Below are 14,338 nucleotides of genomic sequence, written 5' to 3'. Positions count from 1 at the left end.
AGTGCGACCGAGTCGTCCCGCCGCGCGGGTTAGCCTGGAGGAGTGCCCCGTCTGCTCCGCCGCCTGATCGCGATCGCATCCGCCGGAGCGCTGACCGCCGGCCTCGCCGCATGCTCGTCGACGGTTCCCATGGAGCCTGCCTCGAACGCGAACGACCCGGCGTGCGCCGACGTGATCGTCCGCCTGCCGGATGCCGTGGACGGCCAACCGCGTCGCTGGACCGATGCCCAGGCGACGGGAGCGTGGGGCGACCCCGCCTCGGTGCTGCTGACGTGCGGACTCGAACCGCCCGCGCCGTCGACGCTGCGCTGCATCACGCTCGGCGGCGTCGACTGGCTCGTCGACGAATCCGAGTCCCCCCGCTTCCGGCTCACGACCTACGGGCGATCGCCCGCGGTCGAGGTGTACCTCGACAACGAGGTCGTGTCGCCGAACGTGGTCCTGGACACCCTGAGCGTCTCTGTCGGGACGCTGCCCGAGATCGGCGCGTGCACCGATCCGGAGGGACTGCCCGAGGACGGCGGAGAGGGCTAGGCCCCGGCGCGCTCCAGCGCCATGTCGATCAGCTCGGTCACCAGCTCCGGGTACGTCATGCCGCTCGCGATCCAGCACGTCGGAAACATCGAGATCGGTGTGAATCCGGGCATCGTGTTGACCTCGTTGACGAAGAACTCCGTGCCGGTGAAGAAGAAGTCCACTCGTGCCAGCCCCTCACCGCCGACCGCCTCGAAGGCGCGTGCCGCGATCCGCTGCATCTCACCGAGCTCGCCGTCGCCGAGCTCGGCGGGGCACACCAGATCGATGCCGTCCGCGCCGAGGTACTTCGCCTCGAAGTCGTAGAAGTCGCGTCCCGAGACCACGATCTCGCCGGCGAGGCTGACCCGCGGGAGCCCGCCGTCCCGTGACTGCAGCACGCCGCACTCGAGCTCCCGGCCGACGACCGACTGCTCGACCAGAACCGCGGAGTCCTCCGCGAACGCGACTTCGAGCGCGACATCCAGCTCGCTCCAGTCGGCGACCTTCGACACGCCGACGCTCGACCCGGCGCGCGCGGGCTTGACGAACACGGGCAGGCCCAGGGCGCGGATGCGCTGCTCCCACAGAGCGCGATTGCGCTCGAGACCGGCGCGCGTGACCGTGACCCAGGGGACGACCGGCACGTCCGCCGCCTTCAGCACGCTCTTGGTGGTGTGCTTGTCCATGCCGATCGCCGACATGAGCACGCCGGCCCCCGCGTAGGGGATGCCGAGCAGTTCGAGGAAGCCCTGGATCGTGCCGTCCTCGCCGAACCGCCCGTGCAGGATCGGCAGCACCACGTCGACATCGCCCAGCGAGCGCTCGCCCGACGCGTCGACGACCTTCAGCTCACGCGTGAGCGTCGACTCGGGCCAGACCACTCGCGTGCCGTTGTCGACGACCTCGGGCAGCCGGTCGGGGTTCAGCGCGAACTTCTCGGGATCGTCGTCCTCGAGGACGTAGGCGCCGTCGCGGGTGATGCCGACGGGGATGACGCGGAACCGGTCACGGTCGATCGCCCGCAGCACCCCGCCCGCGGTTGCGGAGCTGATCGAATGCTCGCTCGAGCGACCGCCAAAGAGCACCGCCACCGCCGGCTTGTTCATTCTGCGTCCTCTCCCCCTTCGGGGTGTCGTCGTCGGTTGTCAGGTGGGGCGCGATGTCCCGCGGGTCCATCGTGCCGTCGAGCACCATCTTCACCTGCTCGACGATCGGCATCTCGACGCCGACCTCTCGGGCCAGCTGGAGCACGGGCGCGACGGACGCGAGCCCCTCGGCGGTCTGCTGCATCTGCTTCACGACGTCCTGGAAGCCGTAGCCCTGCCCCAGCAGGCGCCCGGCCGTGTTGTTGCGGCTCAGCGGCGACTGGCACGTCGCGATGAGGTCGCCGAGGCCCGCCAGCCCCTGGAGCGTCTCGGACTGCGCACCCTGCGCGACGGCGAAGTCGGTCATCTCCACCAGGCCGCGCGTGATGATCGAAGCCTTCGTGTTCTCGCCGTAGCCGACGCCGTCGACGATGCCGATGGCCACGGCGATCAGGTTCTTCAGCACGCCGCCGAACTCGGTGCCGATGACGTCGGTGTTCACGAAGGTGCGGAAGTAGCGGTTGCGGGCTCGGCGTGCGACGGCATCCGCCGTCTCCTCGCTCGTCGATGAGATGACCGCGGCCGTCGGCTGCTCGCGCGCGATCTCGAGGGCGAGGTTGGGGCCGGACGCCACGGCGATGCGCGCGGGGTCGCAGTGCAGCTCCTGCTCGATCACCTGACTCATGCGCAGCCCCGTGCGTCGCTCGACGCCCTTCATGAGCGACACGATCGGAACGTCCGTCGTGGCCACGAGCGCGCGCACGGCCTTGAGGTTCTGGCGCACGGCCTGGCTCGGAATCGACAGGTAGACCTGCTCGGCGCCCTCGACGGCCTCGGCGAGGTGATGCGTGGCCGTGATCGCCCGCGGCAGGTTGATGCCCGGCAGGTACTGGCTGTTGCGCTTGGCCTCGCCGATCTCGTGCGCGAGTTCGGGACGTCGCGCCCACATCACGACGTTGGCGCCCCCGTCGGCGAGGATCTTGCCGAACGTGGTTCCCCAGCTCCCGGCGCCGAGCACGGCGACGCGCGGACGGTCACTTCTCCGACTCAAGGCGCCCCGTCTCCTTCTGCCCGTGCTCGGACGGGTTCCAGCGCGTCCGGGGCGCGGGTTCGCCGCGCAGCTTCTCGAGCTCGCTCGTGATCGCCGTCATGACGCGCTCGGTCGCTTCCGCGAGGGCCGCGGGCTGCGTCCTGCGGTCGGCGAACTCGCTCAGGTCGACCGGTTCGCCCACGCTGATGCGCACCCGCTTGCGCGGCGGCCACAGGCTGAGCTTGCCGTAGCGCGGCAGGATCTGCTGGACTCCCCAGTGCGCGAGAGGCACCACCGGGATGTCGCCGGCCAGAGCCAGTCGGACGGCTCCCGTCTTGCCGCGCATGGGCCACAGCTCCGGGTCGCGCGTGAGCGAGCCCTCCGGGTAGACGATGACGCCCCGCCCGTGCTCGGTGAGCTCGGTGGCCGCGGCCATGGTCTGCTTCGCCGCGCTCGCCGAACTCGCGCGGGCCACGGGGATCATGCCGGACGCCCGCAGCACCCATCCCAGGACCGGGATGCGGAACAGGCTCTCCTTCGCCATGAATCGCGGAGCGCGGCCCATGCGCCACACCGCCCACGCGACGAGGACAGGGTCCAGCTCGCTGGCGTGGTTGGGAGCGAGGACGAACGCACCCTCGCGGGGGAGCTTCTCCGCGCCGCTGATCTCGAGCTTGGCCACGATGCTCATCAGCGGGATGACGATGACCGCGAGCGGCCAGAAGATGCTGGGGCGCGTCTTCTCGCGAGACGCGCGCAGGCGGGGTGTCGCCACAGGACTCACCCGATGACGTCGAAGTCGGCGCCGAGCGCGTCGAGCTTCGTGAAGAACTTCTCGTACCCGCGGCGGATGATCCCGACGTTGCTGACGATCGACTCGCCCTCGGCCGCGAGGGCCGCGATGACGTAGCTGTATCCGCCGCGCAGGTCGGGCACCTCGACGTCGGCCCCGTGGAGCGGGGTCGGACCGTTGATGACCGCGGCCTGCTCGAGCGCGCGCCGGGGCACTCGACGATCCGGACTGTCGATGCCGTCGGGGTGCACGACGATGTCGGCGCCCATCTGCACCAGCGCCCGGGTGAAGCCCAGCCGGTTCTCGTACACCGTCTCGTGCACGACGGACGTGCCCTCGGCCTGCGTGAGCGCGACGATGAGCGGCTGCTGCCAGTCGGTCATGAAGCCGGGGTGCACATCGGTCTCGACCACGACCGGCTTCAGCGGCCCGCCGCGGCGGAACTGGATGCCGTCCTCACGGACGTCGAACCAGCCGCCGGCCTTGCGGAAGACGTTGAGGAAGGTCAGCATCTCCTGCTGGCGGGCGCCGCCGACGAAGATGTCGCCGTCGGTGGCCAGCGCCGCGCACGCCCACGACGCGGCCTCGTTGCGGTCGAAGATGCAGCGGTGGTCGTAGCCGCGCAGCTCGTCGACGCCCTCGATGAGGATGACGCGATTCGGCTCGTAGGAGATGATCGCGCCCATCTTCTGCAGGAGGGCGATCAGGTCCATGATCTCGGGCTCGATCGCGGCGTTGCGCAGCTCGGTGACGCCCTTGGCCTTGACCGCCGTGAGCAGGACCTGCTCGGTGGCCCCGACGCTCGGGTAGGGAAGCTCGATGTCCGCACCGGTCAGCCCATCGGGTGCCGTGATGCGGATGCCCTCGTAGCTCTTGTCGACGATCGCGCCGAAGGCGCGCAGCGCATCCATGTGGAAGTTGATGGGACGGTCCCCGATGCGGCATCCGCCGAGATCCGGGATCAGCGCCTCGCCGAGCAGGTGCAGCAGCGGACCGCAGAACAGGATCGGGATGCGCGAGGCGCCCGCGTGCGCGTCGATCTCCTCGAAGTGGGCGGTGACGGCGCCGCTGGGATCCAGCCGCAGCGAGCCGGGCTCGTCGCCGTCCTCGACCGTCACGCCGTGGACGTCCAGCAGCGAGCGGACGACGTTGACGTCGCTGATGCCGGGGACATCGCGCAGGATGCTGGGCGTCTCGCCCAGGAGGGCGGCGACCATCGCCTTGGTGGCGAGGTTCTTCGCGCCCTTGACCTCGACGCGGCCGGTCAGCGGCCGTCCGCCGCGGATGCGGAGCGTCTCAGCGGACATGTCCGGCTCTGCCTTGTCGTCGGTGCTGGCGCTGAGAAGCGACTTCATCCGGTGGACCTCACTTGTGTCATCGAGGGTGGCGAACACCGCCCGGCCGGGGTTGTGGCCGGACTGCTGGCTTAGCGGACGGGTGTCGTCCGCGGCCGCCATGCCTCGCGGCGAGCCTCGAACTGCGCGATCTTGTCTTCGTTGCGCAGCGTGAGCCCGATGTCGTCGAGCCCTTCGAGAAGCCGCCACCTAGTGTAATCGTCGATCTCGAAACCCACCCGGATATCGCCGACGGCGGCGGTGCGCGACTCGAGGTCGACCGTCATCAGGGTGCCGGGCTCGGCGTCCAGCGCCGCCCAGATCTTCTCGAGGTCGGCCTGACCGATCACGCCCGTGACGAGGCCCTGCTTGCCGGCGTTCCCGCGGAAGATGTCGGCGAACCGCGTGCTCAGCACGACCTTGAAGCCGTAGTCGCGCAGCGCCCACACGGCGTGCTCGCGGCTGGAGCCCGTGCCGAAGTCCGGGCCCGCGACGAGGATGCTCGCCTTCTCGTAGGCCGGCTGGTTGAGGACGAAGTCGGGATCCTGGCGCCAGTTGTCGAACAGGGCGTCGTGGAATCCCGTCTTCGTGACGCGCTTGAGGTGCACGGCGGGGATGATCTGGTCGGTGTCGACCGCCGAGCGCTTCAGCGGCGCCGCGATTCCGGTGTGCGTGGTGAACTTCTCCATGTCAGGCCTCCGCCCCGGTCGTCGCGGCCGGCTCGGGCGCCGGCTCCAGGTCGCTCGGGCTCGACAGCGTGCCGCGGACCGCCGTGGCCGCCGCCACCAGCGGCGACACCAGGTGCGTGCGCCCGCCCTTGCCCTGACGCCCCTCGAAGTTGCGGTTCGACGTCGAGGCGCACCGCTCGCCCGGTGCGAGCTGATCGGGGTTCATGCCCAGGCACATCGAGCATCCCGCGAAGCGCCACTCGGCGCCGAAGGCCTCGATGATCTTGTCGAGGCCCTCGGCCTCGGCCTCCAGCCGAACGCGCGCGGACCCCGGGACCACCATGACGCGCACGCCGTCGGCCTTCGTCCGGCCGCGGATGACCGACGCGAATGCGCGCAGGTCCTCGATGCGGCTGTTCGTGCACGAGCCCATGAACACGGCGTCGACGGGGACCTCCTTCAGCGGCGTTCCCGCCTCGAGGTCCATGTACTCCAGAGCCCGCTCGGCGGCGGCACGCTCGTTGGGGTCGGCGAAGTCCTCCGGCGAGGGCACGACGTCGCTCAGCGACACGCCCTGGCCGGGGTTCGTGCCCCACGTCACGAAAGGCTCCAGGTCGCCGGCGTCGATGAACACCTCGGCGTCGTAGACGGCACCCTCGTCGCTGGGCAGCGTCCGCCAGTAGGCGACGGCCTCGTCCCAGTCGTCGCCCTTCGGCGCGTGATCGCGGCCCTCGAGATAGGCGAAGGTCGTCTCGTCGGGCGCCACCATCCCGGCACGGGCGCCCGCCTCGATCGACATGTTGCACATCGTCATGCGCCCCTCCATCGAGAGGGCGCGGATGGCGCTGCCGCGGTATTCGAGCACGTAGCCCTGCCCGCCGTTCGTGCCGATCTCGGCGATGACGGCCAGGATGACGTCCTTCGCCGTCACGCCCGGCTTCAGCTCGCCCTCGACCGTGATGGCCATGGTCTTGAAGGGCTTCAGCGGCAGCGTCTGGGTCGCCAGCACGTGCTCGACCTCGCTCGTTCCGATGCCGAAGGCCATCGCGCCGAAGGCTCCGTGGGTCGAGGTGTGCGAGTCGCCGCACACGACGGTGATCCCGGGCATCGTGAGGCCCAGCTGCGGGCCCACGACGTGGACGATCCCCTGCTCCTTGTCCCCGAGCGAGTGCAGCCGGACGCCGAACTCCTCGGCGTTGCGCCGCAGCGTGTCGATCTGGGTCCGGCTGGTCGGATCCGCGATCGGCAGGTGGATGTCCAGCGTCGGGGTGTTGTGGTCCTCGGTGGCGATGGTGTGCTCGAGGCGCCGCACCTGACGACCGTCCGCCCGCAGCCCGTCGAACGCCTGGGGGCTGGTGACCTCGTGCACGAGGTGCAGGTCGATGTAGATCAGGTCGGGCTGGCCGTCCTCGCCCTTGACCACCAGGTGGTCGTCCCACACCTTCTCGGCGAGGGTGCGCGGGCGGTCGGGGATGACGGATGCGTCGTTGGACGTGCTGTTCATACTCGGTCGTTTCTCCTGGGAAGGGGGATCAAGCCCGCGACGATCTCCGCGACGAGTGAGGCCTGGGAACTAGGACTCGTCGCGGCCGCTAAGGAGAAGGCGAGCGATCCGCACGTCGTTAGGGTATCACCCGCCCGGCGGCCCCCATCCGGGCATGACGTCGCGCGTCAGCGCTCGTCGCCGCCCGCGCCGGGGTCGACCGTGGGCGGAGTGCCCTTGCGGTCGGCGACCTCCGCCGCTGCGCGCTCGGCCTCGGTGCCCCCCGACCCGTCGGGCAGCGAGCCCGCGTCGGGGCCCGCCGACAGGTGCGGGCGCCGGGTCGAGGCGAGGCTGGCGACGGTCGCCACGAGCATCGCCGCCACGATCACGCCGAGCGACACCCACGTGCTGATCTCGGGCGCCCAGTCGACGTGCTCGCCGCCGTTGATGAAGGGAAGCTCGTTGACATGCAGGGCATGGAGGAACAGCTTCACGCCGATGAAGGCGAGGATGAACGCGATGCCGTAGTGCAGGTACTTGAGCTTGTCGAGGAGCCCCCCGAGCAGGAAGTACAGCTGGCGCAGGCCCATGAGGGCGAACAGGTTCGCGGTGAAGACGATGAACGGGCTCTGCGTGATGCCGAAGATGGCCGGGATCGAGTCGATCGCGAAGATGAGATCGGTGAATCCGATGGCGATGAACACCAGGATCATCGGGGTGAAGATCCTCTTGCCGTTCACGACGGTGCGCAGCTTCGCCCCGTCGTACTCGTCGCTGATGTCGATGAAGCGGCGGAGGAACCGGACGATGCCGGTCTCCTTCTGCGCGTCGTCCTCGTGCGAGCCGGGGAACGCCTGGCGCCACGCGGTGTAGACCAGGAACAGCCCGAAGATGTAGAAGATCCAGCTGAAGTTCTCGATGAGCGCGGCACCCAGCAGGATGAAGATGGCGCGCAGGATGAGCGCGATGATGATGCCCACCATCAGCACCTCCTGCTGGTAGCGCCGAGGCACGGCGAACTGGCTCATGAGCAGGACGAAGACGAAGAGGTTGTCCACCGAGAGGCTGTACTCGGTGAGCCAGCCGGCGATGAACTGCCCCATCGCGTCGTGGCTTCCCGTCACCATCAGCATGACGACCGCGAACACCAGCGCGAGCCCGACGTAGAAGACGACCCACAGGCTCGCCTCCTTCATCGACGGGATGTGCGGGCGCTTCAGGATCAGGAGCAGATCGGCGATGAGGACGAGGCTCAGCACGACCAGCGCGCTGATCTCGAACCAGACGGGGATCTCGAAGCCCATGTGAGCCTTTCGAAGGGAGGACGGACGCCGAAAGTCTCTCCCCCGCTCGGATGCGGCGCGCGCCCGGAGCCGCTTCGACGCTGCTCGTGGTGACGGACGCGCGAGGTCGGGATACTCCCTCTCGCGGTGATCAGGATACCCCGCCGACGTGTGCCGGCCGATTCGCCGGCGATGTGAGACGATCCGCCGCGCGGCGACACTGGCAGGGTGAGAGACAATGGGCCGGACGGCGACCCGCCGACGGGCGCGCACGTGAGCCGGGGACGAGGATGACCGACGAACCGATCGACGACAGGGAGCTCGCGGCCCTCGCCGCCGGCGGGAGCGAGCACGCCTTCCGCTCGCTGTACCGGGCCTACGCCCGGCCGGTGTACTGGCTGGCGCACGGCCTGGTGGGCACCCCCGCCGATGCCGAGGACGTGACCCAGGAGACGTTCCTGGCCGCGTGGCGCAAGCTGCCGGACCTGACGCTGGAGGGGGATTCGCTGCTGCCGTGGCTGGTCACGATCTGCCGGTTCCAGGCGGCGAACCGCATCCGCCGGCAACGGCGCGATCGCGAGAACACCGCCGGCGAGGCCGACGAGTCGGTCCCGGCGACGGTCGACGTCGAGAGCCAGGTCGTGGACCGTCTGCTCGTGGAGCGCATCCTCGAGGAGGTCGGACGGATGACGCCGCTGGATCGCGACATCTTCCGTCTGTGCGCGGCAGAGGGCTACGCCTACGGCGCGGCGGCCGAGCAGCTCGGCGTCCCGCACGGGACCGTCCGCAACCGTCTCTCGCGCATCCGCACGCGTCTGCGGACCACCGCCAAGGAGACGACATGAGCACCGACCCGCACACCGGCGCCGAACGGGACCTGCCCGAGCTGGGTGAGGACCGCATCGAGGCGATGGAGGGCGAGATCTTCGCCGGGATCGCCCGCGAGCGGGCGACCGGCCGCGCACGCACCGCGCGCCGTCGCACGTACTGGATCGCCGGCGGCGCTGCCGCGGCGGTCATCGCGGTCGCCGCGATCATCGCACCGGGCGTGGGCACGATCGTCGGGTCGTCCGGGTCGAGCATCGACGCGGCGACGGCTCCCGACAGCGCCGTGGTCGAGGACGCCGACATGGGCGGCATGAGCCAGGAGTCCGCGATCGCCGCGGACGAGGCCGCTCCCGAGACGATCGCAGGGGATGGCGCGACAGCCGACCGGGCGATCATCACGTCCGCCGCGGCGACGGTCGTCGTCGACGACATCGCCGTCGCGGCGCGCGAGATCGGAGACTCCGCGACGGCCCACGGCGGCTACGTCGAGTCGATGAACGTCGACACCGCGCAGCAGCGCTCGTCGGGCGCGATCGACGAGGGCATCGCCGAGGACGCGTACACGTCGTACGAGTACATGCCCTACGGCGCATGGGTGACCGTTCGCGTCCCCTCGGACGAGCTCTCGGCCGTGATCGACGAGCTCGGCGACGTCGGCGAGGTGACGGCGTCGAGCATCAGCCGTCAGGACGTCACCGACCAGACGATCGATCTGCAGGCCCGCATCGAGGCCGCCCAGGCCTCGGTGGATCGGCTCACCGAGCTGATGAGCCAGGCCGGCGACCTCAGCGACCTCATCGCCGCCGAGAGCGCGCTGTCGGAGCGCCAGGCGACGCTGGAGTCCTACCAGCAGCAGCTGGAGATGATCGAGAGCCGAGTGTCGATGTCGAGCCTGAGCGTCTCGCTCACGCAGGCGTTCGAGCCCGTCGAAGCCGACCCGGCCGGATTCACCGACGGCATCGCCGCCGGGTGGAACGGACTGGTCGCGACCCTCAACGGCATCGTCATCGCAGTCGGCTTCCTGCTGCCGTGGCTGGCCGTGGCGGTGGTCGTCGGCGGGCTCGTGTGGGCGGTCGTGCTGCTCGTTCGACGCCGCCGCGACCGCCGGACGGGACCGATCGAGGACTGACGCTCCCATCCGATCCGTCCCCGGCTCCGAAGAACCGATGGCGCACATCGCATCGACGACCGTCGTCGACGCGGCGCCGAGAGAATCGGAGCAGATCATGATGAAGACCTCCACCCGGCTCGCAGCCACCGGCGCGGCGACGCTCGCGCTGGTCCTCGGCTCGGCAGGTGCGGCCTCGGCTGCGCACGACGACAACCCCTCGCCGCGGGTCGCGAGCTACAGCTACAGCCTCGACGCGGTGCAGCCGGGCAGCGTGCCGATGAGCGATGCGACGGGCACCACGAGAGTCAAGGCGCTCCCCAACGGGAAGCTGCAGGTCACCGTGGAGGCCTGGGGCCTGTCCCCCGACCTGCCGCACGCGATGCACCTGCACGGTGTCCCCGGCGACGCGCTCGACGCCGGCTGCCCCGGTCCCGCCCAGGCCGGTGACGACGGCGTCGTGACCGTCGTGGACGGCATCCCGTTCTACGGGGGCATCCTCACGTCGCTCACGACCACCGGAGACGTGTCCGCCGCGAGCGCACTGGCTCTGGACCGCTTCGCGATGGCGGACGGCGACGGCCACCTCTTCTATCAGCGCACGTTCGACAGCGCCGCCGGGTACGCCGACGCCGGCACGGTGCAGGTCGTCGTCCACGGCATCGACGTCGACGGGAACGGCGCCTACGCCTTCAACGCGGCGGACCCGTTCGCGGCCCGCGCGTCGTCGCTGGGCGCCGGGATCCCGCTGGAGGCCACCGTCCCGGTGCTGTGCGGAGGGGTCGCGAACTGACGCTGCGCGCCCGCGAAGACGGCGAGAGCCGGTCCGTTCGGACCGGCTCTCGCTCTGTGGTGACCCCAGCGGGATTCGAACCCGCGTTACCGCCGTGAGAGGGCGGCGTACTAGGCCGCTATACGATGGGGCCGTCGTCAGCCGTCGGATCCGCGGAACTGCTTCCGCAGAATCTTCCGGTGGTGACCCCAGCGGGATTCGAACCCGCGTTACCGCCGTGAGAGGGCGGCGTACTAGGCCGCTATACGATGGGGCCGGAAGACAACCGTTCGATTATGCCACGGCGCACGCGCGCCGGCCAAATCGACCCCGGAGATGCCCTGGCGCTTGCCGCGGCGAAGGCCGAGCCGGTTGACTCATCCCATGCGAGTCACGAAGTTCGAGCACGCCACGTTGACCCTCGTCGAAGCCGGGAAGACCCTCGTCATCGACCCCGGGAACTTCACCGCGCCTCTGGGCGACCTCGAGAACGTCGTGGGGATCGTGCTGACCCACGAGCATCCCGATCATTGGACGCCCGAGCATCTCGACCGCATCCTCCGGGCATTCCCCCGCGCTCCGATCTTCGGACCGCACGGTGTCGTCGTCGCTGCCGACCGCTTCGCGGTCACGGAGGTCGGCGCCGGCGACACGGTGCAGGTCGGCCCCTTCCGGCTGTCGTTCCACGGCGGCCGCCACAACGAGATCCACTCGTCCGTGCCGATCGTCGACAACGTCGGGGTGCTCGTCAACGACGAGTTCTACTATCCCGGCGACTCCTACGCCGTTCCCGAGGACGCGTCGGTCCGCCTCCTCGCGGCACCCCTGGGGGCGCCGTGGCTCAAGATCGGCGAGGCCATGGACTTCGTCCTCGCCGTCGCGCCGCAGCAGGCGTTCGGCACGCACGACATGACGCTCTCGGTGGCCGGCCGCGGCATGCACCGCTCCCGGCTGAAGTGGGCGGTCGAGCAGGGCGGCGGAGAGTTCCTCGAGCTCGACCCGGGCGATTCCACCGACCTGTGAACACGACCGGGAAAGACGGATGCCGCGACCCTCAGGCCGCGGCATCCGTCTGGTGACCTCAATCGGTCATTCGGCGTCGAGATCCGTCTCGAGCAGGACCACGAGTTCGTCGAGTGCCTGCTCGGCACCGTCGCCCTCGGCCTTCAGCGTGACCACGGACCCCTGCGAGGCACCCAGACCCATGAGCGAGAGGATGCTCCCGGCGTTGAGGTCTGCGCCGCCCTCGACGGCGATCGTCACGGGCACCGGCTTGGATTGCACGGCCTGCACGAAGAGCTTCGCGGGACGGGCGTGCAGCCCCGAGCTGCTCGCGATGGTGGCCTTGCGTTCTGCCATGTTCTCTCCTTGATCGTCGTCGGTTGTTCACGCGCCGCCGGTCAGGCGGCGACGGCCGCCTGCATCGGCGCCTCGGCCTGCTCGAGCTCCTTGCGACCGACGAAGCGCTTGAGAGCCACCACGACCAGGGCGGTCACGACGGTACCTGCTGCGAGGGCCACGAGGAAGCCCCAGATCGGCTCGATCGCGAAGAAGACGAAGATACCGCCGTGGGGTGCGAGCGAACCGACGCCGAACGCCATGCTCAGGGCGCCGGTCACGGCGCCGCCCGCCATCGTGGCGGGGATGACGCGGAGCGGGTCGGCCGCCGCGAACGGGATCGCACCCTCCGAGATGAACGCCGCACCCAGCAGCCAGGCCGCTTTGCCGTTCTCGCGCTCGACCGGAGTGAAGACGTTGCGGGCGAGCACCGTCGAGGCGAGCGCCATTCCCAGCGGCGGCACCATGCCGGCGGCCATCACCGTCGCCATGATCTGCGTGTTGATGTCGCCCTGCACGGCGCCGCCGAGGCCGGCGACCGCGAAGGCGTACGCGACCTTGTTGACCGGACCACCCAGGTCGAAGCACATCATGAGGCCGAGCACGATGCCCAGCAGCACGGCGTACGTGCCCGAGAGACCGTTCAGCCAGTCGGTGAGCCACTGCATGAGCGTTGCGATCGGGCGGCCCAGGATCAGGATCATCAGACCGGACGCGACGATGGACCCGACCAGCGGGATGATCACCACCGGCATGAGGCCGCGCAGCCAGCGCGGTGCCGAGAGGTTTCCGAGCCACCAGGCCACGAACCCGGCGAGCAGACCACCGATGATGCCGCCGATGAAGCCGGCGTTCATGAGCACCGCCACGGCGCCGGCGACGAAGCCGGGGGCGATGCCCGGGCGGTCGGCGATCGCGAAGGCGATGTAGCCGGCGAGCGCCGAGACGAGGAAGCCCATCGACGTCGCACCGATCATGAACGCGACGGAGCCGAGGTACTGGCCGATGCCCCCTGCGGGCAGATCCCACAGCGAGTTCTGGACGATGACGCTGCCGGCCTCGTCGGTGACGTTGTAGCCGCCGAGCAGGAACCCGAGGGCGATGAGCAGACCGCCGCCGGCGACGAACGGGATCATGTAGCTCACACCGGTGAGCAGGATGCGCTGGATGCGCGCACCCCATCCGATCTTCTCGTTCGAGGTCGCGGCCGCCGCGGCGGCCGCCGCGGTGACGCGCGTGGCCGACGGGTTGTTCGCCGCGGCGACCGCCTCGTCGATGAGCTCTCCGGGCTGCTCGATGCCGCGCTTGACACCCGAGCGCACGACGGGCTTGCCGGCGAAGCGGCCGACCTCGCGCACGTCGACGTCGGTGGCGAAGATGACGGCGTCGGCGGCCTCGATGACGTCGCCGGGCAGCGCCTTGTAGCCGCTGGATCCCTGCGGCTCGACGGCGAAGTCGATGCCCGCCTTCTTGCCTGCGGCGGTGAGCGCGTCGGCGGCCATGAACGTGTGGGCGATGCCGGTGGCGCACGAGGTGACGGCGACGATGCGCGCGGGGCGACCGTCGACGGTGAGCGAGCCGCCCGCGGCGTCCGCGGCCGCCGACGCGGCCGGAGTAGCAGCGGCGGGCGCGGCCTCCTCCTCGCCGATGGCCTGGCGGACGATCGAGACCACGTCGTCGTCGCTCGTCGCGGCACGCAGGCCGCCGGTGAAGTCCTCCTGCATGAGGCTGCGCGCGAGCTTGGACAGCACGGCCAGGTGCTCCTCCGCCGCGCCCTCCGGAGCGGCGATGAGGAATACGAGGTCCGCCGGCCCGTCGGCCGCGCCGAAGTCGACTCCCGGCTTCAGTCGGGCGAACGCGAGCGACGCCTCGGTGACGGCCGCGCTCTTCGCGTGCGGGATCGCGATGCCGCCGGGCAGACCGGTCTCATCCTTCTCCTCGCGCGCCCAGGCGTCGGCGAACAGGCCGTCGGCGTCGGTCGCGCGGCCTTCGGCGACGACGCGCTGGGCGAGCGCCTTGATGACAGCGGCTTTGTCGCCGCCGAGCGGTGTGTCGAGGCTGACGAGCCCCGGCGTGATGGTGGACATTGGATACCTCCGT

At 70.2% G+C, this 14,338-nt stretch carries 14 protein-coding genes and 2 tRNA genes; 5 read left to right on the top strand and 11 right to left on the bottom strand.

Annotated features, from left to right (window positions below; all coding sequences use genetic code 11):
• The first annotated feature begins 42 nt into the window (after positions 1–42).
• Positions 43–534 carry a DUF3515 family protein gene (locus tag P0L94_03750; GenBank protein WES65191.1) on the top strand — a complete coding sequence of 164 codons (492 nt, stop codon included), beginning with the start codon at positions 43–45 and terminating at the stop codon, positions 532–534.
• On the opposite strand, the gene P0L94_03745 is transcribed toward P0L94_03750, so the two are convergent.
• The 7 genes from P0L94_03745 to P0L94_03715 all read right to left on the bottom strand — a co-directional run bounded on the left by P0L94_03745 (position 531) and on the right by P0L94_03715 (position 8,213).
• Complete coding sequence (locus P0L94_03745) at positions 531–1,622, bottom strand: D-alanine--D-alanine ligase (protein WES65190.1); 1,092 nt, start codon at positions 1,620–1,622, stop codon at positions 531–533. The genes P0L94_03750 and P0L94_03745 overlap by 4 nt on opposite strands.
• Complete coding sequence (locus tag P0L94_03740; GenBank protein ID WES65189.1) at positions 1,522–2,652, bottom strand: NAD(P)-dependent glycerol-3-phosphate dehydrogenase; 1,131 nt, start codon at positions 2,650–2,652, stop codon at positions 1,522–1,524. The genes P0L94_03745 and P0L94_03740 overlap by 101 nt, the downstream gene beginning before the upstream one ends.
• Positions 2,636–3,406 carry a lysophospholipid acyltransferase family protein gene (locus P0L94_03735; protein WES65188.1) on the bottom strand — a complete coding sequence of 257 codons (771 nt, stop codon included), beginning with the start codon at positions 3,404–3,406 and terminating at the stop codon, positions 2,636–2,638. Before P0L94_03735 ends, P0L94_03740 begins: the two co-directional genes overlap by 17 nt.
• Before the next feature lie 5 nt (positions 3,407–3,411).
• On the bottom strand, positions 3,412–4,881 hold the full coding sequence (gene murA / locus P0L94_03730; protein ID WES65187.1) for a UDP-N-acetylglucosamine 1-carboxyvinyltransferase: 1,470 nt from the start codon (positions 4,879–4,881) through the stop codon (positions 3,412–3,414).
• On the bottom strand, positions 4,851–5,447 hold the full coding sequence (leuD, locus tag P0L94_03725) for a 3-isopropylmalate dehydratase small subunit (protein WES65186.1): 597 nt from the start codon (positions 5,445–5,447) through the stop codon (positions 4,851–4,853). Before leuD ends, murA begins: the two co-directional genes overlap by 31 nt.
• A gap of 1 nt (position 5,448) precedes the next feature.
• Entirely contained in the window at positions 5,449–6,930 is a 1,482-nt protein-coding gene (gene leuC / locus P0L94_03720; protein ID WES65185.1) for a 3-isopropylmalate dehydratase large subunit, read from the bottom strand.
• Between the two features lie 167 nt (positions 6,931–7,097).
• On the bottom strand, positions 7,098–8,213 hold the full coding sequence (locus P0L94_03715; GenBank protein ID WES65184.1) for a TerC family protein: 1,116 nt from the start codon (positions 8,211–8,213) through the stop codon (positions 7,098–7,100).
• Positions 8,214–8,482: 269 nt separating this feature from the next.
• On the opposite strand from P0L94_03715, the gene P0L94_03710 reads away from it, so the two are divergent.
• From P0L94_03710 to P0L94_03700, 3 genes are read left to right on the top strand one after another with little or no spacing between them, the layout of a single operon-like run.
• The gene (locus P0L94_03710) at positions 8,483–9,037 is read left to right on the top strand and encodes a sigma-70 family RNA polymerase sigma factor (GenBank protein ID WES65183.1); all 555 of its coding nucleotides are present in this window, start codon (positions 8,483–8,485) and stop codon (positions 9,035–9,037) included.
• Positions 9,034–10,149, top strand: a complete 1,116-nt coding sequence (locus tag P0L94_03705; GenBank protein ID WES65182.1) for a DUF4349 domain-containing protein — start codon at positions 9,034–9,036, stop codon at positions 10,147–10,149. Before P0L94_03710 ends, P0L94_03705 begins: the two co-directional genes overlap by 4 nt.
• A 37-nt stretch (positions 10,150–10,186) precedes the next feature.
• Complete coding sequence (locus P0L94_03700) at positions 10,187–10,921, top strand: hypothetical protein (GenBank protein ID WES65181.1); 735 nt, start codon at positions 10,187–10,189, stop codon at positions 10,919–10,921.
• A gap of 57 nt (positions 10,922–10,978) precedes the next feature.
• On the opposite strand, the gene P0L94_03695 is transcribed toward P0L94_03700, so the two are convergent.
• Together P0L94_03695 and P0L94_03690 are read right to left on the bottom strand one after the other, a co-directional pair.
• Positions 10,979–11,054, bottom strand: a tRNA-Glu gene (locus tag P0L94_03695).
• Positions 11,055–11,101: 47 nt separating this feature from the next.
• Positions 11,102–11,177, bottom strand: a tRNA-Glu gene (locus tag P0L94_03690).
• Between the two features lie 107 nt (positions 11,178–11,284).
• Here P0L94_03690 and P0L94_03685 point away from each other — a divergent pair.
• Positions 11,285–11,923, top strand: a complete 639-nt coding sequence (locus P0L94_03685) for an MBL fold metallo-hydrolase (protein ID WES65180.1) — start codon at positions 11,285–11,287, stop codon at positions 11,921–11,923.
• Between the two features lie 66 nt (positions 11,924–11,989).
• Here the strand turns inward: P0L94_03685 and P0L94_03680 are convergent, their stop codons facing one another.
• A complete protein-coding gene (locus tag P0L94_03680; protein ID WES65179.1) occupies positions 11,990–12,259 on the bottom strand; it encodes an HPr family phosphocarrier protein in 270 nt (89 codons plus the stop codon).
• Between the two features lie 41 nt (positions 12,260–12,300).
• Positions 12,301–14,325 (bottom strand): fructose-specific PTS transporter subunit EIIC, encoded by a 2,025-nt coding sequence (locus P0L94_03675; protein WES65178.1) that lies wholly within the window; start codon positions 14,323–14,325, stop codon positions 12,301–12,303.
• Positions 14,326–14,338: the final 13 nt, after the last annotated feature.

It is taken from the genome of Microbacter sp. GSS18 (assembly GCA_029319145.1).
In the GTDB taxonomy this organism is placed as follows: Bacteria; Actinomycetota; Actinomycetes; order Actinomycetales; family Microbacteriaceae; genus Microbacterium.
The sequence above is the reverse complement of the archived record's forward strand: the minus strand, read 5'-3'. Positions and strand labels throughout refer to the sequence as shown.

Excerpts from the sequence above, each read along its gene's own strand:
- P0L94_03685 (WES65180.1), top strand. The coding sequence starts at position 11,285 with ATGCGAGTCACGAAGTTCGAGCACGCCACGTTGACCCTCGTCGAAGCC.
- murA (WES65187.1), bottom strand. The coding sequence starts at position 4,881 with ATGGCGGCCGCGGACGACACCCGTCCGCTAAGCCAGCAGTCCGGCCAC.
- P0L94_03680 (WES65179.1), bottom strand. The coding sequence starts at position 12,259 with ATGGCAGAACGCAAGGCCACCATCGCGAGCAGCTCGGGGCTGCACGCC.
- P0L94_03715 (WES65184.1), bottom strand. The coding sequence starts at position 8,213 with ATGGGCTTCGAGATCCCCGTCTGGTTCGAGATCAGCGCGCTGGTCGTG.
- P0L94_03710 (WES65183.1), top strand. The coding sequence starts at position 8,483 with ATGACCGACGAACCGATCGACGACAGGGAGCTCGCGGCCCTCGCCGCC.
- P0L94_03700 (WES65181.1), top strand. The coding sequence starts at position 10,187 with ATGGCGCACATCGCATCGACGACCGTCGTCGACGCGGCGCCGAGAGAA.
- P0L94_03675 (WES65178.1), bottom strand. The coding sequence starts at position 14,325 with ATGTCCACCATCACGCCGGGGCTCGTCAGCCTCGACACACCGCTCGGC.
- leuC (WES65185.1), bottom strand. The coding sequence starts at position 6,930 with ATGAACAGCACGTCCAACGACGCATCCGTCATCCCCGACCGCCCGCGC.
- P0L94_03705 (WES65182.1), top strand. The coding sequence starts at position 9,034 with ATGAGCACCGACCCGCACACCGGCGCCGAACGGGACCTGCCCGAGCTG.
- leuD (WES65186.1), bottom strand. The coding sequence starts at position 5,447 with ATGGAGAAGTTCACCACGCACACCGGAATCGCGGCGCCGCTGAAGCGC.
- P0L94_03745 (WES65190.1), bottom strand. The coding sequence starts at position 1,622 with ATGAACAAGCCGGCGGTGGCGGTGCTCTTTGGCGGTCGCTCGAGCGAG.